This is a genomic window from Hahella chejuensis KCTC 2396 (genome assembly GCF_000012985.1).
Lineage (GTDB): Bacteria > Pseudomonadota > Gammaproteobacteria > Pseudomonadales > Oleiphilaceae > Hahella > Hahella chejuensis.
Genome location: NC_007645.1, coordinates 795399 through 813953 on the forward strand (window position 1 = coordinate 795399; position 18555 = coordinate 813953).

The window sequence follows — 18555 nt, forward strand, 5'->3', positions numbered from 1 at the left end:
TTCCTTCCCCCGGGCGTAATCATAATTTCAATGCTTTGGAATTTGGAGCCTGTCTTATTTTTACTCCGATGGGGGCAAGCGTTTGCGTATTCTCTCCGTCAACGCCTGATTACGAGTGTTCGCCAGCGACTGTTGACTCTGGTGCAGCGCCACTTTCGCCAGCATGTGCGCGGTAACCGGTGCGGTGATCATCACAAACAGCGTAATCAGCAACTCATGGGCGGAAAGGCGCTGTTCCCGCACGGTGAAAGCGATAATAGACGCAATCAGCAGAGAGCCCATGCCTACCGTCGCCGCCAGCGTCGGCGCATGTAGTCGGGTATAGAAGTCGCTCATCTTCAACACGCCAATGGAGCCCAGCAGGGCGAAGAGTCCTCCAAGGAGGACCAAAGCGCAAATAATCAGTTCTACCGTAAAGCTCATATCAGTGTTCTCTCAATGCTCTCTCAATCCATACAAGACTCATTCGATAATGTCGCCGCGCAGGAGAAATTTGCACAACGCCGCCGTGCTGGCGAAACCAAGCATGGCCACCAGTAGCGCGGCCTCGAAGAACAGGGCGGCGCCCTGCCAGAGTCCGAACAAGATGATCAACGCCATGCTGTTGAGGTACATGGTCTCCAGCGCCAGAATCCGGTCGGCGGACTCCGGCCCCAGCAGCAAGCGCCAGAGGTTCAACAGCATGGCCACGGACACCATGCCGATGGCGATTTGCAAAGCCAGATTCAGCATTCGAATATCTCCTTCAGGACGGCTTCGTAACGGCCTTTGATATGCGCGATCAGGGCGGCTTCGTCGTCCAGGTGCAGAGTGTGGAGGTACAGCCAGAGCCTGTCTTCTGAAACCTCCACACTGACAGTGCCGGGCGTTAGTGAAATGGTTCCGGCCAGAATCGTGAGCGGCAATGGCTCGTGCAGTTCAAGCGGCAGGGCGACGAAGGCGGGCTGTAAGCGCTGGTTCGGCCCCATGATCATTTTGGCGACGCGGAAGTTATCGCGAATGATGTCGCCAAGCACGAGTAAAACATAGCGGATCGCCAGACCTGGCCGTTTCAGGCGCGGCTGTGGGTCGCTAAGGGGGGCGGTCAGACGTGGAATGGCGATAGCCAATACCCCTCCCAGCGCCAGATGGCCCGGCGCGACGCTGTTGTTGAGCATCAGCCAGGCGACAAACAGCAGCAGGCTGAGCCAGGGGGAGGGAAACCAGAACATGCGCAGTCTGTTGACCATCAGGAGCCTCCTTGTTGCATCAGGCCGCCGAGGGCGGCGGAGTTGTGCAATTGCATTGCGGCGGCGTCAGCGAATTCCGTTATGGGGCCGCCGAACACCACCAACAGAGGCGACGCCGCCAGCAGCATATAAACGGCGATCATACGCAACGCCGGCGTCGGCTCCGCCACTGGCGCGTCGTCGCTGTGCCGCCAGAACAGGGATGAACCGGCGCGAGACAGGGCGATGATTGCGGCCAGACCGCTGATCAGCACGACGGGCCAGATAAAACTGGCTTCCAGGGGGCCTTCAGTCGCTTGCAGCAGCAATATCTTTCCGACGAAGCCTGACAATGGCGGCGCTCCAGCCACAGCTACTGCGGCGATGATAAAGGCGACGCCCAGGGCGACCGGACGCTGCATGCGTCGGGAGGCGACGAAGCGGTCTTCCGCTTTGCCGCGCTGCCGGCCGATCATATCCGCCAACAGGAACAGTGCGCCGGTGATCAGCGTGGTGTGAATGGTGTAATACAAGGCCGCCGCGGTGGCGTCGGCGCGTTGCAACGCGATGGCGGTCAGCAGAATGCCTATGGAGACCAGCGTCAGGTTGGCGGTCAGCGTGCGCAGGCTGGGGCTGGCGAGGGCGGCGATGGAGCCGACGATCAACGTTAACAGCGCCAGCGGCTGCAGCCAGGGCGTGGCGATTTCCGCCAGCGCGCCGGCGTCGGCGCCGAAAATGGTCGTGTGAATGCGCAATATGCTGTACGCCCCCACTTTGGTCATGATGGCGAACAGAGCGGCCACCGGAGCCGACGCGGAGGAATAGGCGCGTGGCAACCAGAAATAGAAAGGCAGCAACGCCGCTTTGAGACCGAAGACGGCCAATAACAACAAGCCGCCCGCCTTCGCCAGCGGCTGCTCATCCGGTCCCAGAAGCGTAGCTTTGACGGCCATGTCTGCGATATTGAGCGTACCCAGAACGCCATATAGCGTTCCCAGGGCGAACAGGAACAGGCAGGAGCCGACCAGATTGAGAATGACGTAATGCACCGCCGCCCGGGTTTTTTGTTTGCCGCCGCCATGGATCAGCAACGCGTAGGAGGCGATGAGCAGGACTTCAAAAAACACGAAGAGGTTGAATATGTCGCCGGTGAGAAAGGCGCCGTTGACGCCCATCAGTTGCAGCATGAACAGAGGATGAAAGTACATGCCGTGCTTGTCGTCGCCGGCGCAGGCGTACAGCAGCGCGCCCAGACCCAGCAGTGAGGTGAGCAAGGTCAGCAGAGCGGAAATGCGGTCCGCCACCAGCACAATGCCGAACGGCGACCGCCAGTCCCCCACCGCGTAGGTCATGGCGCCATCCAGGTGCGTACGTTGCAGCAGGATAGCGGCGATGGCGATCAGCGCCAGATTCACGGCGACGGCGACAACTCGTTGCCTGGGCAGAGAGTGGCCAAACGGCGGCAGCAGCAACAGCATGCCCGTCAGTAAGGGAATGACGATGGGAAGTATCGGCAAATGCTGCATCACCCTCTTCTCCCCGTGCGTCTTTGTACCAGGGACGGCTCGGAGGGAATGCGGCCGTCAACGTGATCATTGCCATGATCCGCCCGCGACCGCATCGCCAATATAACCAGGAACGCGGTCATGGCGAAACCGATGACGATAGCGGTGAGCACCAATGCCTGCGGCAAGGGGTCGCTATAGTTGTCGGAAGTCCCTAAAACCGCTGCGCCGTACAAAGTGAGGCGTCCGCTGGCGAATAGAAACAGGTTGACGGCGTAGGACAACAGCGTCAGACCCAGCACCACGGAAAAGGTGCGTCCGCGCAGGCACAGGAATACGCCGCAGGCCGTCAACAGGCCGACACAGAATGCGTAAACGCCTTCCATTTAAAACTCCTCTTTGTGATGCGTCGCAGGCGCGCGCGGGGCGTCGCCGTGATCAAAAGCCGGGCGCTCGCTGGTGGTGAGCTTGCCCAGGTTCGCCAGGATCAACATGGCGGCTCCGACGACAGTCAGGTAGACGCCCAAGTCAAAAAGCATGGCGCTGGCGAGTTCAAAGTCGCCGATCCAGGGCAGGTGGAAATGGTCAAACCAGCTGGTCAGGAAGGGGCGTTCGAACCACCAGGCGCCGGCGCCGGTAAGAGCGGCCAGCAGGACGCCGCCGGCGATCAGAGCCTGATAGTTGATGTGTACCCGGTGTTTGATCCACGCCACGCCATGGGCGATGTATTGCTGAATGATCGCCACAGCAGTGATCAGTCCCGCGATAAAACCGCCGCCGGGGAGGTTGTGGCCGCGCAGCAGAATATAAACAGACACCAGCAACGCCAGCGGCAGCAGGTTCTGCGACACCAGAGCGAGGATCATCGGATGGCGATCCTGACTCCAGGGCCGACCGCTCTCGTCTCCCGACGGCATATACAGGCGCATGCCTGCAATCAGCTTGTAGATACCCAGGGCGGCGATGCCCAGCACCGTGATTTCTCCCAGTGTGTCGAAGCCGCGGAAGTCCACCAGAATAACGTTAACGACATTGTCGCCGCCGCCTCCGGTTTTGCTGTTAGTCAGGTAGTAGTCCGAAATGCTCTCTAGTGGGCGGGTCATCAGAGCGTAACTGATGCTGCCCACGACGCCGCCGATCAGGGCGGACAGGCTAAGGTCGCGAGTGAGCCGGTTGGGGCTGGACTCTTTGAGCGAGGTCTGCGGCAGGAAGAACAGCGCCAGCATCAACAGAATAACGGTGATGATTTCAACGGACAGTTGCGTCAACGCCAGATCCGGGGCGGAAAAATAAGCGAAGGCGATAGAGACGATCAGCCCGGTGACTGACAACGACAGCAGGGCGGTGAAGCGGCTTCGCGCCCAGATGACGGTCGCCACTGCGCTCAGGCTCAGCAGGATGGCTCCGGTCAGCACCACGCCGTTGAGTTCAAGCTGCGGCCGGGAGCCGGCGCTGTGGTGCAAGTCCAGCAACGGACCGGCCATTAACAGCAACGCGAACAGCAGCAACAAGAATACGTAGCGCTGCAGTGAGCCGTTCTCCAGAGCTTCAGTGAAGCGGGCGCATTGCCTGACCACAAACTGCACGGACCCCTCAAAGATATGCTTGGCGTCATGTGGCGGGAATTGGGCGTGGAACTGAAACAGCGTGCGCCGGTTGTAGTAGATGTAAAGGCCGCCCGCCATGGCCGCCAGGCTCATCAGCATGGGAATGTTGAAACCGTGCCAGATGGCGAGACTGTATTCAGGCAGGCGTCCGTTGATCACCGCCGACGACGCGGCGTTCAGCAGATCATTGACCACGTAGTTGGGAAACACCCCGACCAGAAGACAGAGCGCGACCAGTATTTCCACGGGAACTTTCATGTAGCGGGGCGGCTCATGAGGCGTTTTGGGCAGATCGATCGGGTCGCCGTTGAAGAAAACGTCGTGGATAAAGCGCAGTGAGTAAGCCACGGAGAAAGCCCCGCCGACGGTCGCCAACACGGGAATAACCCAGGACAAGCCGCCCAGGGTGCTTTGATCCAGTGTTTCTGCAAAGAACATTTCCTTGGACAGGAAGCCATTCAGCAAAGGAACGCCAGCCATGGAGGACGCCGCCACCATGGCCAGCGCCGCTGTATGCGGCATGTATTTCCACAGACCGTTGAGTTTGCGCATGTCGCGAGAGCCGGACTCATGATCGATAATGCCCGCCGCCATGAACAGGGACGCCTTGAAGGTGGCGTGGTTGATGATGTGAAACACCGCTGCGACCGCCGCCAGTCGAGTGTTCATGCCCAACAGCAGGGTGATCAGACCGAGATGGCTGATGGTGGAGTAGGCCAGCAGTCCTTTCAGATCGTGTTGAAACAGGGCCGTGAAGGCGCCGTAGAGCAGGGTGATCAAACCGGTCATGCTGACCGCCAGGAACCACATGTCCGTGCCGGACATAGCCGGATAGAACCTCGCCAACAGGAAAATGCCTGCTTTAACCATGGTGGCGGAGTGCAGATACGCGCTGACCGGCGTCGGCGCCGCCATGGCGTGAGGCAGCCAGAAATGGAACGGGAACTGGGCGGACTTGGTGAAAGCGCCCAATAGCAACAAAATCAAGGCGACAGGGTAGGCGGGATGGGATTTGATCAACGCGCCGTTGGCCAGCACGGTGTCCAGGCTGTAGTCGCCGACTATATGGCCGATCAGCAGAAGCCCGGCCAGTAGCGCAAGCCCGCCCGCTCCGGTGATGGCCAGCGCCATGCGCGCGCCTTTGCGGGCGTCGCTCTTATGCGACCAGAAGCTTATCAGCAGGAAAGAGCTGATACTGGTGAGCTCCCAGAATATCCAGAGTTGCAGCAGGTTGTTGGATAAGACGATGCCGAGCATCGCTGTCATAAACAGAAGCAGGTAGGAGTAAAACCGCGCCATGTTTTCCTGCTCTGAGAGATAATAGCGCGCGTACAGAATCACCAGTAGCCCGATGACCAATATCAGCAGACAGAACAACAACCCGAGCCCGTCGAGCCGGAAAGACAGCTGCAGCCCGATGGCGGGTATCCAGTCCAGGGCGAAGCGCAATGTCTCGCCATCCAGCACGGCCTGGGCCTGGATCAGGGTATAGACCAGCGCCCAGGCGGGAAATAACGCAACGGAGAGCGCCTGGGCGCTACGCCCCGAGCGTCCGGAGAATAGAGGAACCAACGCTCCCAACAGGGGCGCCAGAGGGATCAAATACAAACTCATCCGCAGACGTACTCCTTTGTTTTTCATACCCCGTCGGTGTGAGGCGGAGCTTCCTGACGGGGCCTTACACTATAATGGTCTGACTGCAAAAGGGAATGCTCAAGGCAGGATTATAGTCTCTCCGGCTCATCGGGACGGGGTTGCGGTGAAAAAAACGGCAATTTGGGGGCGGGGAGTTGCAGAGCGCGCAGCAGGGGGAAAGACAGGTTTATCGAGTTTCTGGCTACGTTGAAGCAATAAACGCGTCCTGTTTCATCTTGTGGGTTGTCAGCGGGCGTAGAAACGGGTAAATATGTTTTGAAAACAATAATGAGCCAGAAAACAATAAGTTAGATGGTGTCTGGTTGCATATTTTTGTCAACAAGGAGAAAGGCATATGATCAGACGTCTGATATGGGTATTGGCTGGAGTGACCGCATGCGGGCAGGCATTGGCCAGTGGTGAGTCGCATTGGGGATATGATGAACCCGAACGCTGGGGGGAACTGAAGCCGGAATATACGATGTGCTCCGCCGGGAAAAATCAGTCGCCGGTGGATATCAGCGGCCTCATCAAAGGCGAGTTGCCAGCGGTGGGCATGAACTATAGCAGCGGCGGCCATGAAGTCATCAATAACGGCCATACCATTCAGGTGAACTACAAGCCGGGCAGTAAGGCCAGTGTGGATGGACGGGAGTTTGAACTCAAGCAGTTTCACTTCCATGCTCCCAGTGAGAATACCGTAGACGGCAAGAGTTTCCCCTTGGAAGCGCATTTCGTACACGCCAATGAAAATGGCGAACTGGCGGTGCTGTCCGTGCTGTATGAAGAGGGAGAACACAACGAACAACTGGCGAAAGTCTGGGAGCATATGCCGGCAGAGGCGGGTGGGTCCAAAGTCTTGCCGACGGCAGTTCACGCTGGCGACATGGTGTCAGCGAGCGCAGGCTACTACCGCTTTAACGGTTCGCTGACCACACCGCCCTGCTCCGAAGGCGTGCGCTGGCTGGTGATGAAGGATTACCGCACGGCGTCTAAAGAGCAGATCAACCAGTTTATGGAAACCATGGGCGGCCCTACCAATCGTCCCGTGCAAGGCGTGAACGCGCGCATTATTCTGCATTAATCGTTAACTCCGCGCAGGCTCTATTGTGGGGCCTGCTTTCCCCTATCGTTTTTCCCCGACTGACGCAGGGCAAAGCAAACGCTTATGCGCGCCGTTCAACCTTTCTTCATGGCTCAACCCATTTTTCTAGGGCGTATGGGGGATTTACCCATGGATCGTGAATTCAGATCATGAAAACGTATTCATGATCTGAATGCTATGCTTCTTATAGCGCGTAAGAGACGCGCCGATTACCGCCAAATAATGAGTTTACGGAAGGAACAACAATGAACAGAAACTGTAGATCCCTCTCCGCCGGCGCATTGCTGGCATGTCTGGCTGGCGGCGTTAACGCCCACGGCCTGATAGAAGACCCGCCCTCCCGCAACTGGTATTGCGGAGTCGTCACCAAGCCCGATGAAATTGATAACGGCACAGCGGAATATGAAGAATGCCGCGGCGCCTTCGCCCAGGACCCGGTGGGCGGCTACCAGTTCATGAGCGTGTTGACCCATGCTCGGGGACGCGCGGTGGTGGACCCGTTGCCCGAGCATGTGTGTGGTTTCGGTAGCGAAACCTGGCAGGGCGGGGCCACCCCGTGGGATAGCGCCATCGATTGGCCTGCTTCCCAGCTGAGCCCCGGCCCCAAAACGTTTACGTGGAATATTTCCTGGGGACCGCACTTTGATGACACGGAAGAGTTTCGCTACTGGATCACCAAGCCGGGGTTTCAGTTTCAGTCTGGACGCTCGCTGACCTGGGACGATTTTGAAGAAGACGCATTCTGCGTTCTGAACTATGACGACAAAAATCCCGACGCCAATCCCAATGTGGAGCCCGACAAAGCCAATGCGCGTTTCCGTACGACCTGCGATATTCCAGAGCGTAGCGGCAGGCACGTGATCTATGGCGAGTGGGGGCGTAACCAATACACTTTCGAGCGCTTCCATGGATGTGTTGATGTGGTGTTCGACGGGACTGATCCGGGTGATGGTGAAAACGTTTTCGCAAAAATCGCCGTGACGCCTGATGTCAGTGAGTTCACGGGAGCCGGGGAGTTGCGCCTGGACGCGGGCGAATCACAAGGTGAAGGACTCACGTATCAGTGGAGCCTGTCGTCGCAGAGCCCGGCGCTTTATGAACTGGATGGCGCTAACCAGAAAGAAGCCACCTTACGTTTGGCCAATCCGGAAACAGCCGGTCGCATCACGATCTCTCTGCATGTGAGTAATATCGACGACAGTGATGACGCCAGCGTCGCCATCACGCACTTACCGGCGGGCTCGTCTCCCTGGTTGGATCTGGGCGCGCTTACCGCGCAGCCGATGACCTTGGCAGCGGGCGACAAGGTTAGCGTGCGCGTGGTGCTGCAGGATGGGCGTGATCTCTACTACCCGGCGCAGCCTCTGGTGCTTGGCGACGCTGACTCCGCGGCGGCGGAATGGCCCTATGCGCTGGCGCAGGCGGTCAATGCGGCGGGAGCGGAAATCAAAGTGGGCGTGGTTGACGCAGATGGCGCGGTGAACCCGGTGCGCGACCCCGTGGCGAACAAAATATACGCCAAGACCGACGCGGCGGTGGCGAACGCCTATTTGCAAGTGAAGAAAGGCGGCGATGAGCCGGCGGCGGACTGCACGGTCGATTACGATGTGGTGAATGAGTGGGACGGCGGATTCCATACCGTGGCGACCATCACCAATAACAGCGACGAACCGGTGCGAGGATACGAGCTGGCCTGGACCCTGGGGACGGGCGAAACCTTCGACTATGGCTGGAACGCCAATTTCAGCGCAGATGGCGCTGGGGTGACCGCAGCGGTTCCTGCGACGCAATGGAACGGAACCTTGGCCGCCAACGGCGGAACCTCCACTTTCGGCTTTATCGGTAAAAAAGGCTCCGCTCCCGCCAAGATCCCCGCGAGCATTAAACTTAACGGGACTGAGTGCGGGCAGTAGCCTGTCGTTGCAGACAAATAGCAGGAAGCTATTTGTCTGCCTGATGAATAGTCGAAAACCAGACTTTCCGATAGATCGCGAAGGCGCCTTTTTACGTTACTCTTTAGTTTAAGGTGTTGATAAGAGAAACGTTTACCAGGGAGCCTTCGCTACATGACCAGCGTATCAACCAGCAGAAAAGTCGCCATTATTACTGGCGCGGGAAGGGGAATTGGCGCGGCGACGGCGGCGCTGGCGGGAGAACGCGGCTACGCCGTCTGTGTGAACTACTTGAGAAATCATCAGGCGGCGCAGCAGGTCGTGGACTCGATTCTGGCGCGAGGCGGCGAGGCGATCGCCGTGCAGGCCGACGTTTCGCAGGAAGAGGGCGTGCAGGCGCTGTTTGCAGCGGTGGATCGCGAACTCGGAAAGGTGACCGCGTTGGTCAATAATGTTGGCGTGCTGGAGCGGCAAATGCGTCTGGATCACATGGACGCCGAACGTCTGACGCGCATCTTCCGCAATAACGTCGTGAGTTACTTCCTGTGCTCGCGGGAGGCGGTCAAACGCATGTCCACAGCCTACGGCGGTTGCGGCGGCGTGATTGTGAACGTCTCCTCCATGGCGTCGAAACTGGGCTCTCCTGGAGAATACATTGATTATGCGGCCTCCAAAGGCGCCGTCGACTCCATGACGATAGGGCTGGCGAAAGAAGTGGCGCAGGAAGGCGTCAGGGTGAACTGCGTGCGGCCTGGGTCGGTGTACACAGAGATTCACGCCAGCGGCGGCGAACCGGGACGCGTGGAGCGGGTGAAAGCGAACATTCCCATGCGCCGGGGCGGTCAGCCGGAAGAACTGGCCAATGCGATTTTATGGTTGTTGTCGGCTGAAGCCTCTTATGTCACCGGCGCAATAGTGGATGTCTCCGGAGGGCTATAACTTTATGGCTTTAACGCGATGGCGTGTTCAGGTTGCCCAGGACTAACTCACCGGTCGGGTGTTGAGGTAATGGTCGAAATGCCGGGCCAGTTGTTCACTGGCGGAGATGAAGTTCGGCAGCAGACGGTTGACTTCTTCGATATCATCCAGGCTGGCGGCGTTCTCCAAGGCGCCGGCGGCGTGCTGTAATTGCCGCGCGTGCAGTTGTCCCGCCGCGCCTTTGACTGAGTGGGCGATAAACTCCACTTTGCCTGCATCACTCTCGGCGATGGCTTTTTGCAGTGACGCCAAGCGTTCTGGAAGGCGACTGCAAAATCCGCCTAACAACCGGCTCAACAGGGCATGTTTGCCCATCAGACTTTCCAGCGCGGCCTTTTCGTCCCAGAGTTGCAATGGTTCCTCCTCCATCGTATCCATATCGGCTACGTCCCCTAATGCGGCGCTGAATGTTTGCATTGCGGGCTTGACGCTGGAGCGGCGGAACAGCCATAACTTCAGCTTTTCCTCTAAGCCGCCGGCGTTGATCGGCTTACTGAGATAGTCATCCATGCCCGCTGCGAGGCATTTTTCCCGATCGCCTTTCATGGCGTTGGCGGTCATGGCGATAATAGGAATATGGCGGTTGCGCTCACCGGCTTTGCCGGCGCGAATTTGACGAGTGGCTTCATAACCGTCCATTTCCGGCATCTGACAGTCCATCAAAACCAAGTTGTACGGCGCATCCTCCGGCGCGCTTTGCAGCGCCGCCAACGCCTCCAATCCATTGCCTGCGACATCCGCCGGCAACCCCATTTCCTCCAGCATCAGCTGCGCCACTTCCTGGTTAATCTGATTGTCCTCCACGAGTAAAAGGCGGCTGGGCGCAGGCCATTGCATCGGTGGGGGCGCTTCCGCCTGCTTCTGCTCAGCGGCGTCGTTGGCGGGGAGAGAGCGGGCGTAATGGCGCGTGACCAGCGGCTTGGCCTGACGCAACGCGTCGCCGCCTTCCGCCACCACCGAGAGGACGGCGCTCAATTCCGCAACGGAGACGGGTTTGGGCAGGTAGGCGCTGAACCCCAGCTCTGCGAAATAACGCGCGTCGCCCCGGTGACCGATACTGGTCATCATCACTAACGCCATACTGCGGTACGCCGGTTTGGCTTTGAGCTCGCGTCCCAGCATGGCTCCATCCATTTGCGGCATATGCATGTCCAGAATGGCGATGTCGAAGGGGCGGCCGAAAGCGGCGGGCGAGCCGTTGATCTTCGCTTCGCACATGGCGAGCGCTTCCTCGCCACTGGCTGTTTCGAGCACGTGGGCGCCCCACATTCTGAGCTGTCCGCAGAGCACCTCGCGGTTGGCGGCGTTATCGTCCACCACCAACAGGGAAAGTGCGCGCATATCCACTTTGGGAAGAATGGGCTGGGTTAATTCACTGCGTTGCAAGCGTACGCAAAACTCGAAGCAACTTCCTTCGCCCTGCTCGCTATGGACGGTGATGCCGCCCTCCATCAGTTCGCTGAGCCGCTTGCAAATAGCCAGACCCAACCCGGTGCCGCCGAACTGACGGGTCGTGGAGGCGTCCACCTGGGTAAAGGGGTCGAAAAGCCCGCCGATTTTATCCGCGGGGATACCTATGCCGGTATCGGATACGGACACGGTCAAGAGCAGATGATCGCCTTCCGGCTGTAATTGGCAGCGGATGACGATTTCGCCTTCGGCGGTGAATTTGATCGCGTTGCTGACCAGATTGGTGAGGATCTGCCGCAGCCGGCCGGGGTCGCCACGCACCATGGACTGCTCGACGGCGCTTTGATCCAGAACCAGCTCCAGGTCCTTTTCCTGCGCACGCAAGGCCATGGTGCCGGCGAACTCGTCCAGATGATGGCGCAGGTCGAAGTCGAGAAGTTCCAGCTCCAGTTTTCCCGCATCCACTTTGGAGAAATCCAGAATATCGTTGATAAGGCTCAGCAGGGATTCTGCGCTGGATTTGGCGATTTTGACTTTACGCAACTGTTCCGAATCAAGCTTGGATTGCAGCACCAGATTCAGCATGCCCAGGACGCCGTTCATCGGCGTACGGATCTCGTGGCTCATGGTCGCCAGAAAGTCACTCTTGGCGCGGGCGGCGGCCTCGGCGGCGTCCTTCGCTTGAGTCAGCTCCAGTTGTGCATTGCGCTGGGCGGTAATGTCCACCGCGGTTGCGTAGAACTTGCCTGAAACCGGATCGCAGGCTGCGCTCCACAGCAAGGTCACGACTTCCCCGCTATAACAGCGGTAGCGATTGACGAAAGAGAGGGCGGGCTTGCCCCGGGCCAGTTTATTCAGCTCCTGCAATGTGCTTTCCGCGTCGTCCGGGTGTATGAAGTGGACGATAGGTTCCGAAAGCAGCTCTCTTTCCGAGTAGCCCAGCACTTTGCTGAAGGTGAAGTTGATTTTCTCGAAGTAGCCCTCTTTATTGGCGATACAGAGGAAATTGGTGGATAAATCGAAGAAGTTCTGCAGTTCTTTCTGGGATTGTTCAATCTGTTGACGCGCGGCCCGGCTGGCCGCCTCCGCTTGTTTGCGCTCGGTTATGTCCTCAATGATCGACCAGATATATTCGCGGCCCTGAGTGTCGGAAATCAGCACGCCATTCAGCAGCACTGGGTAGCGTTCGCCGTTCTTGCGGATGTACTCCTTTTCATAGGGGCCGTAGCGCCCGCGAATGCTGAGTTGCTTGAGTTGTTGCGACTCCTCCTTTTCGTAGTCCTTGGGCGTGATGTCCCAGTAACTCAGCATCAGGAATTCTTTGCGGGTGTAGCCGGTCGGCCCCAGTAAGGCGTTATTGATCTCAAGAAAGTCGCCGGTTTTATAGTCGTTGAGGGCGATGCCCAGAGGCGACAGATCGAACAGACTGCGCAGCAGCATTTCATTCTCATGGCGCTTGCGCATTTGCCTGAACACCAATACTGTCGGCGCCAGTATGAGCAGTCCTATCGTTAATACGCTCACCCGAAGGGCGATTGCGTCCTCCGCCAACTGCGGCCAGCCGCCTTTGGGCGTGGCGCCGATACGCCAGGAGCCATTGGGCAACGTGACCTCCGCGATAACTGGGTCTGTGTGAAAGACTGCCGGGTCGCCGTAGAATATGTCGCTGTCCGTGTCGCTGTTGTAGGCGGAGCGGATGGCGATATCCAGCCTCTGTGCCGCGCCCGTCAGACCGCTGGCTTTGTACAGCTGATCGACGTCGATAACGGCGGACACCAGCCCCCAGAAGCGTTCTTTTTTGCCGCTGTCGGAGTAGGTGAACACGGGGATGCGCCCGATAAATCCGTAGCCCCCTTGCACCAGCTTGACGGGGCCGGTCACCAGCGGCTGTCCGGACGTTCGCGCTTGCTCAGCGGCCTCGCGTTGGTCGGGGGTTGCGCTCAGGTCTAGTCCAATGGCGCCTTCGTTGCCCTGTAACGGATAAACCAGCCGGATCACCATGCCCGGCGCGGCGCCAATATTGCGCAGCTGGGCGCGTCCGTCGAATAGCGGGTAGGCGAATTCGGTGAAGCGTTCCTGGTTCATGTCCGGCTCGACGCTGATCGCCGCCACCAGTCCACGCACGGTCTGAATATTGCTGCTGATAGCGCCTTCCAGGCTTGCGCGCACGACGCTTAAATGACTGAGCACGTCATTGCGGACTTCCTGCTCATGGCGAATATTGTTGAGACGGTCGATATAAAAACCGGCGGAGATTACGCCAACCGTGATGATCAGCGCGGCGTAGCGGTACAGCCATTTAAACCTGCCGAGACCGCTGTTATTGGGCTGTTGCATGGGGCGGTCAAACGTTTCGCCTTCCTTTATCCCAGGCTGGCTCTTCATAAATCGCTTCGTCCAAGAGTTCCGCTACATTGAGTTCGGCGCCGGGCGTCAGGCCGTCCAGCGCTTTTAAATGTCTGGGGACGGCCGCTATTTCCTTGGGGAGACATCTTTCTCGCCGCAGGCTTGGTGGCGTCTTTGGATCATCAACAAGCCTTAGATTCTAGCTTAGCATGTATCGCCGGGCTCGCTTTCAGAATGACTGCGATGCTTGAGCTGATGCGGTTAATGTTATTGGGGAAAACATAATAATTGGTTATAGTTTTGCCCAAATAAAAACAACCATCCCATGCAACGATTAATCAGGCGGACAAAGCGCCTGATGATTAACATGCCAATATCATTGCCATATTAATAGCTGAAAATACTGAACAAGCAAAGGCGACGGACCTGGGAGGGTTTATGAGCACGCACGTTGACAGAAAGCGCATCACTATTCCGCAAATACGGTCTATGAAAGGTAAGGGAAGCATTGTTTCCCTGACAGCTTACACAACGCCGATGGCGCAAATGATGGATGAGTTCGTGGACCTGATTATCGTCGGCGACTCCACCGGTATGGTGGCCTATGGCTTTAACTCCACTATGTCCGTCACCCTGGACATGATGATCAACCACGGCGCGGCGGTGACGCGGGGAGTCAGCAAGGCCTGTGTGATCGTCGATATGCCGTTCGGAAGCTTTCAGGAGTCGCCACAGCAGGCTTACCGTAACGCGGCCAGAGTTCTGGTGGAGACGCAGGCGCAGGGCGTGAAAATGGAGGGCGGCGCCGAGTTGCTGGAAACCGTTGATTTTCTGGTGCGCCGGGGTATCCCGGTAATGCCGCACATCGGCCTCACGCCACAGCACGCCAATGTGCAGGGCGGATTCAAGGCGCAGATTCGCACCGAGGAAGAAATCAACGCGTTCATCAAACTGGGGCGGGCCTTTGAAGAAGCGGGCGCATTCGCGTTATTGGTGGAGGGCGCGTTTGAAGAGGCGGCGCGCAAGGTGACGGCGGCCGTCACTATTCCCACTGTTGGCATCGGCGCCTCCCCGGAATGCGATGGCCAGGTGTTGGTGACCGAGGATATACTGGGCCTGTTTTCGGGCTATACGCCCAAATTCGCCAAACGCTACGTGGACTTAAGCCAACCCATTAAAGAGGCTTTCTCCAGGTACGCCCACGAAGTGCGCTCCGGCGAGTTCCCTGCAATGGAACACTGTTTCGGAGTCCGCAAGAACAGCGATGGAGGCTGACTCCTCGCCACAATCCGAAGATAAGGCCGTCGCCATTTGCGTCTTTGCTTCATGCGACGGTCTTATCTCAGAGGTTGGAAATTATTGAAGAAGTATAAATATGGATTTACCTACAAAACCTGACTACTACCTGATCATTGATCTGGAAGCCACCTGCTGCGATCAGGGCTCCGTGCCCCGCAGGGAAATGGAGACTATTGAAATCGGCGCAGTGATGGTGGACGCAATGTCCCTGGCGGTGGTCGATGAGCTCCAAACCTTTATCCGTCCAGTGCGACACCCGCAGTTAACGGACTTCTGTCGTGAACTGACTACTATCAAGCAAACACAGGTCGACAGCGCGCCGACTTATCCAGAAGCTATCGAGTCCCTGCAAGGCTGGATGCGCCATTACCCCAATTATCTGTTTTGCTCCTGGGGCGATTACGATAAAGGCCAGTTCGAGCAGGACTGCCAATTTCATCGGATCGCCTATCCCTTCGCCAGCGGGCATCTGAATATCAAGAAACAGTTCTCCGCGACGCAAGGGCTCAAGAAAAAGTATGGCATGGCGGGAGCCTTGCGCGTTGCCGGTTTGTCCCTGGAAGGCTCCCATCACCGTGGTATTGACGACGCCCGCAATATGGCGAAACTGATGCCTTACATCGTCGGTCCAGAAAAGGTGAAACATTGATTCTAGCTGTAGACGTACAATACGAAGACGGTGGCGGCGCGACCGTCGCGGGCGTTCTGTTCGAAGACTGGAGTGACCCGGAGCCGGCGCGAGCGGTACTGACGCATGTCAGTGAGGTGCAGGACTATGAGCCTGGCCAATTCTATAAGCGTGAGCTGCCTTGCATCCTGCAGTTGCTGGACGCTATTCACGAATCCGTGGATCTCATTGTCGTGGATGGCTATGTCACACTGGGTGCGGATGATCGCCCCGGTCTTGGCATGCACTTATATAATGCTCTGCAACAACGCATACCGATCATTGGCGTGGCGAAAAAAGCCTTTCTGGATACGCCGCCGGATCGCGAAATCCTTCGAGGCGACAGCCTCAAACCCCTCTATGTTTCCGGTGTAGGCGTCCCATTGACGCAGGCTCGGGACTGGATTCTTGCAATGCACGGGAAACACCGTATTCCCACCCTTCTCAAGCGGGTCGACCAGCTGTGTCGGGGCTCCTGGCGTCCATAACGAGAGTATTTCTCCCGCTGTTCTATACTGAAAAATAATGCCTGTGACTTGTTGAGACGATATCCAGCGCAGGTCACTGGGCAGGCCCTGTCGTTGCAGACAAATAGAAGGAAGCTATTTGACTGCCTGATTAATAATTCGGGACGGGTGACAGAGCTTTGCGGGCGAGCCGCAGAGCGGGGAGCCACGTGCGTTATCTGTTATGTCTTTGTCTTAGCGGTTGCCTTGCCATATCCGCCGCCGGCGCGGAACCTGTGGTGGTGCGCCATGTGGGGCCGGAAGACGTTGGCGATATTCGTAAAAATTATTTCATTGGCCTGCTGCATCTGACGCTGGAAGAGTCCGCATCGGACGTGGGGCCATATGAAATGAAGCAGATTCAGGCGCCGATGTCGCAGGGACGGGCTTTTAAAAGTCTGCAGGAGGGACTCGTCGATGTGGTCTGGTCCATGACCTCGGAGGAGAGGGAAACCAATTACCACGCGATCAGGATACCTCTGATGCAGGGGCTGATTGGGTATCGCGTGCTGGTCATTCGCAAGGAGGACCGCTTCAAGTTTAACGCGATCACCGAGCCTGAGCAGCTTAAGACGCTGTTGGCTTATCAGGGCCACGACTGGCCGGATACGCAAATCCTGCAAGCTAATGGCTACCGGCTCAACGCCAGTTCCTGGTACAAGGGGCTGTTTAAACTGCTGGCGCAGGGGGGATTCGATTATTTCCCGCGCAGTGTGCTGGAGGCCTGGGATGAATTGGTGGCGCTCGACCAGGATAGCCTGATGGTGGAGGAGAGTATTCTGCTGCATTACCCAACGGCGGTTTACTTCTTTGTACGGCGCGAAGACGCGGATTTGGCGGAGAGGTTGCGTCTGGGTCTGCGCAAAGCCATTGATAATGGCAAATTTGAACGTCTGCTATATGGATTTGAGCCTCATCGCCGCGCGCTGCAGGCGGTGGACTTCAAACATCGACGCATCTTCCAGTTACACAACCCGCTGTTGACCGCTCAAACGCCGTTGGACGACAAGTCGCTCTGGTTTGACGTGGAAGCCTATGTGAAGAACCATTCCCGGTAATCTGACTGGCGACTTCAGCGGCGAGTGAGTTTCACTCATTGTCGGCGCAGGGACGCCGGCCCTGAAGAGGACCGGCGTCTTGTTGTCGGGACAAAATGATCCCGTTCCCTGTGTGTTTACAGGTCGCCATGGTCACTAATTCCTTGTGTGTGGGGAGAGAGGTTCGGCAAGCCTCGCCGAATGGGGAGTTACTCTGACGCCAGTTCGATACTGGTGTGCACGAGCGTCAGGTCGTCGCTCAATGCGTCGCTCTTCAGGTCAGCCGCCCAGATTTCGATATAGCTGAAGCCGGAATCCAGGGCGAACTGAATGGAGCCGAGCAACTCTTCTTCAGTGAGTTGGATGTTAGCGCGGTCGGACGACGCCGTGCCGACGATCTGCACCGCTGCGAAGCTGGTCGCCTGCGCTGACACCAGCAGGTTGTACATCTCTGGATAGGCGTTCATGGCGTTCTCCTCGCTGAACCACGCGGCGAATAAACCAAATCTTGAACCGATGCTGGCGTGGCCGTAGGCGGCGACTTCCTGAGCCACTACCGGGCTGCGGAATACAGGATGTATTTCCACGTCCAGTTTGGTGGTGGGGAAGGCCGCATCGTAGGCGTCCATGATGTGCTTCCAGGATTCCACCAGCACCTCGTTGGAGAAGCCCATGGATCTGAAACGGCTTTCCGTGTCACGGTCGAAGAAGTACTGCATCTCGAAGCCGTTGGTGGTGGAGTTGGTCATGTGCACCAGCTCAATATTGGGGTTGCCGTCGTAGCGTTGTCCCAGCGCGTCGATAAACTGTGTATAGCGGTCCAGGAAAACGCTGTCCCAGGGCAGGGGCATGCTCTTGGGGTAAACGGCGCGGAACAGATAATCCAGCGTTTGCGCGCCCTGCGCTTTAAGCCATAACGGCGCTTCCGCTCCGTTGGTAATCGCCAGCGCGACTTTCACGCCTTCCTGTTGCGCTTTCGCCAACTGGCTGTCCAGGCGGCTCCAGTCGTATACCCCGGGCGTTGGCTCCAGCAGGGCCCAGCTGATGCGCACCAGTACGCCGTCCATGTACTCGATTTCACCCGCGTTATGGAAGATAGAAGAGTTGCGCTCAGTGGTCGGACTGCAGCTACAGTAAATCCCAGACAGGTTTGGGCTCTGCATGGCGTTGACTGTGCTGGAGACTGCGCCGGAAGCGACGATGGCGCCGCTGAAGAGCAAAGAATTTAAAGCCGCTTTCCAGTTGTTGCGGATAGAAGAGAGTGTGTGTGAACGGATGGTGAAGAACTCCTTGGACATGATGCTATACCTGCTTATGTTCAGCCCATGAATGGGACGATGGATAATCGGGTTAATAACTC

At 57.7% G+C, this 18555-nt stretch carries 15 protein-coding genes; 7 read left to right on the forward strand and 8 right to left on the reverse strand.

Features of this window, described 5'->3' with window-relative positions; all coding sequences use genetic code 11:
• Positions 1 to 60 precede the first annotated feature (60 nt).
• From HCH_RS03615 to HCH_RS03640, 6 genes are read right to left on the reverse strand one after another with little or no spacing between them, the layout of a single operon-like run.
• Positions 61 to 423, reverse strand: a complete 363-nt coding sequence (locus tag HCH_RS03615) for a Na+/H+ antiporter subunit G (protein ID WP_011394771.1) — start codon at positions 421 to 423, stop codon at positions 61 to 63.
• 39 nt (positions 424 to 462) lie between these two features.
• On the reverse strand, positions 463 to 732 hold the full coding sequence (locus HCH_RS03620) for a K+/H+ antiporter subunit F (RefSeq protein WP_011394772.1): 270 nt from the start codon (positions 730 to 732) through the stop codon (positions 463 to 465).
• Entirely contained in the window at positions 726 to 1229 is a 504-nt protein-coding gene (locus tag HCH_RS03625) for a Na+/H+ antiporter subunit E (protein WP_011394773.1), read from the reverse strand. Before HCH_RS03625 ends, HCH_RS03620 begins: the two co-directional genes overlap by 7 nt.
• Positions 1229 to 2734, reverse strand: coding sequence for a monovalent cation/H+ antiporter subunit D (locus HCH_RS03630; RefSeq protein WP_011394774.1), 1506 nt, complete (start codon positions 2732 to 2734; stop codon positions 1229 to 1231). Before HCH_RS03630 ends, HCH_RS03625 begins: the two co-directional genes overlap by 1 nt.
• Complete coding sequence (locus tag HCH_RS03635; protein ID WP_011394775.1) at positions 2734 to 3099, reverse strand: Na+/H+ antiporter subunit C; 366 nt, start codon at positions 3097 to 3099, stop codon at positions 2734 to 2736. Before HCH_RS03635 ends, HCH_RS03630 begins: the two co-directional genes overlap by 1 nt.
• Entirely contained in the window at positions 3100 to 5934 is a 2835-nt protein-coding gene (locus HCH_RS03640) for a monovalent cation/H+ antiporter subunit A (protein WP_011394776.1), read from the reverse strand.
• A 376-nt stretch (positions 5935 to 6310) separates the two neighbouring features.
• On the opposite strand from HCH_RS03640, the gene HCH_RS03645 reads away from it, so the two are divergent.
• The 3 genes from HCH_RS03645 to HCH_RS03655 all read left to right on the forward strand — a co-directional run bounded on the left by HCH_RS03645 (position 6311) and on the right by HCH_RS03655 (position 9891).
• The gene (locus tag HCH_RS03645) at positions 6311 to 7039 is read left to right on the forward strand and encodes a carbonic anhydrase (protein WP_011394777.1); all 729 of its coding nucleotides are present in this window, start codon (positions 6311 to 6313) and stop codon (positions 7037 to 7039) included.
• Positions 7040 to 7305: 266 nt separating this feature from the next.
• Complete coding sequence (locus HCH_RS32085; protein WP_011394778.1) at positions 7306 to 8973, forward strand: lytic polysaccharide monooxygenase; 1668 nt, start codon at positions 7306 to 7308, stop codon at positions 8971 to 8973.
• A gap of 153 nt (positions 8974 to 9126) precedes the next feature.
• Positions 9127 to 9891 carry an SDR family oxidoreductase gene (locus tag HCH_RS03655; RefSeq protein ID WP_011394779.1) on the forward strand — a complete coding sequence of 255 codons (765 nt, stop codon included), beginning with the start codon at positions 9127 to 9129 and terminating at the stop codon, positions 9889 to 9891.
• A 42-nt stretch (positions 9892 to 9933) separates the two neighbouring features.
• Here HCH_RS03655 and HCH_RS32090 read toward each other — a convergent pair whose 3' ends face one another.
• Positions 9934 to 13725 (reverse strand): response regulator, encoded by a 3792-nt coding sequence (locus HCH_RS32090; RefSeq protein WP_011394780.1) that lies wholly within the window; start codon positions 13723 to 13725, stop codon positions 9934 to 9936.
• A gap of 399 nt (positions 13726 to 14124) precedes the next feature.
• On the opposite strand from HCH_RS32090, the gene panB reads away from it, so the two are divergent.
• The 4 genes from panB to HCH_RS03680 all read left to right on the forward strand — a co-directional run bounded on the left by panB (position 14125) and on the right by HCH_RS03680 (position 17216).
• Positions 14125 to 14961: a 3-methyl-2-oxobutanoate hydroxymethyltransferase gene (gene panB / locus HCH_RS03665; RefSeq protein WP_011394781.1), complete on the forward strand. Its 837-nt coding sequence runs from the start codon at positions 14125 to 14127 to the stop codon at positions 14959 to 14961.
• A 100-nt stretch (positions 14962 to 15061) separates the two neighbouring features.
• Positions 15062 to 15634 carry a 3'-5' exonuclease gene (locus HCH_RS03670; RefSeq protein WP_011394782.1) on the forward strand — a complete coding sequence of 191 codons (573 nt, stop codon included), beginning with the start codon at positions 15062 to 15064 and terminating at the stop codon, positions 15632 to 15634.
• Positions 15631 to 16140, forward strand: a complete 510-nt coding sequence (locus HCH_RS03675; protein WP_011394783.1) for an endonuclease V — start codon at positions 15631 to 15633, stop codon at positions 16138 to 16140. The genes HCH_RS03670 and HCH_RS03675 overlap by 4 nt, the downstream gene beginning before the upstream one ends.
• A 188-nt stretch (positions 16141 to 16328) precedes the next feature.
• Entirely contained in the window at positions 16329 to 17216 is an 888-nt protein-coding gene (locus tag HCH_RS03680; RefSeq protein WP_011394784.1) for a transporter substrate-binding domain-containing protein, read from the forward strand.
• Between the two features lie 188 nt (positions 17217 to 17404).
• Here HCH_RS03680 and HCH_RS03685 read toward each other — a convergent pair whose 3' ends face one another.
• Positions 17405 to 18493, reverse strand: coding sequence for a beta-galactosidase (locus HCH_RS03685; RefSeq protein ID WP_011394785.1), 1089 nt, complete (start codon positions 18491 to 18493; stop codon positions 17405 to 17407).
• Between the last annotated feature and the right edge of the window lie 62 nt (positions 18494 to 18555).

Bases quoted from the DNA above. Each gene is read 5' to 3' on its own strand.
- HCH_RS03615 (WP_011394771.1), bottom strand. From the start codon at position 423: ATGAGCTTTACGGTAGAACTGATTATTTGCGCTTTGGTCCTCCTTGGA.
- HCH_RS03620 (WP_011394772.1), bottom strand. From the start codon at position 732: ATGCTGAATCTGGCTTTGCAAATCGCCATCGGCATGGTGTCCGTGGCC.
- HCH_RS03625 (WP_011394773.1), bottom strand. From the start codon at position 1,229: ATGGTCAACAGACTGCGCATGTTCTGGTTTCCCTCCCCCTGGCTCAGC.
- HCH_RS03630 (WP_011394774.1), bottom strand. From the start codon at position 2,734: ATGCAGCATTTGCCGATACTTCCCATCGTCATTCCCTTACTGACGGGC.
- HCH_RS03635 (WP_011394775.1), bottom strand. From the start codon at position 3,099: ATGGAAGGCGTTTACGCATTCTGTGTCGGCCTGTTGACGGCCTGCGGC.
- HCH_RS03640 (WP_011394776.1), bottom strand. From the start codon at position 5,934: ATGAGTTTGTATTTGATCCCTCTGGCGCCCCTGTTGGGAGCGTTGGTT.
- HCH_RS03645 (WP_011394777.1), top strand. From the start codon at position 6,311: ATGATCAGACGTCTGATATGGGTATTGGCTGGAGTGACCGCATGCGGG.
- HCH_RS32085 (WP_011394778.1), top strand. From the start codon at position 7,306: ATGAACAGAAACTGTAGATCCCTCTCCGCCGGCGCATTGCTGGCATGT.
- HCH_RS03655 (WP_011394779.1), top strand. From the start codon at position 9,127: ATGACCAGCGTATCAACCAGCAGAAAAGTCGCCATTATTACTGGCGCG.
- HCH_RS32090 (WP_011394780.1), bottom strand. From the start codon at position 13,725: ATGAAGAGCCAGCCTGGGATAAAGGAAGGCGAAACGTTTGACCGCCCC.
- panB (WP_011394781.1), top strand. From the start codon at position 14,125: ATGAGCACGCACGTTGACAGAAAGCGCATCACTATTCCGCAAATACGG.
- HCH_RS03670 (WP_011394782.1), top strand. From the start codon at position 15,062: ATGGATTTACCTACAAAACCTGACTACTACCTGATCATTGATCTGGAA.
- HCH_RS03685 (WP_011394785.1), bottom strand. From the start codon at position 18,493: ATGTCCAAGGAGTTCTTCACCATCCGTTCACACACACTCTCTTCTATC.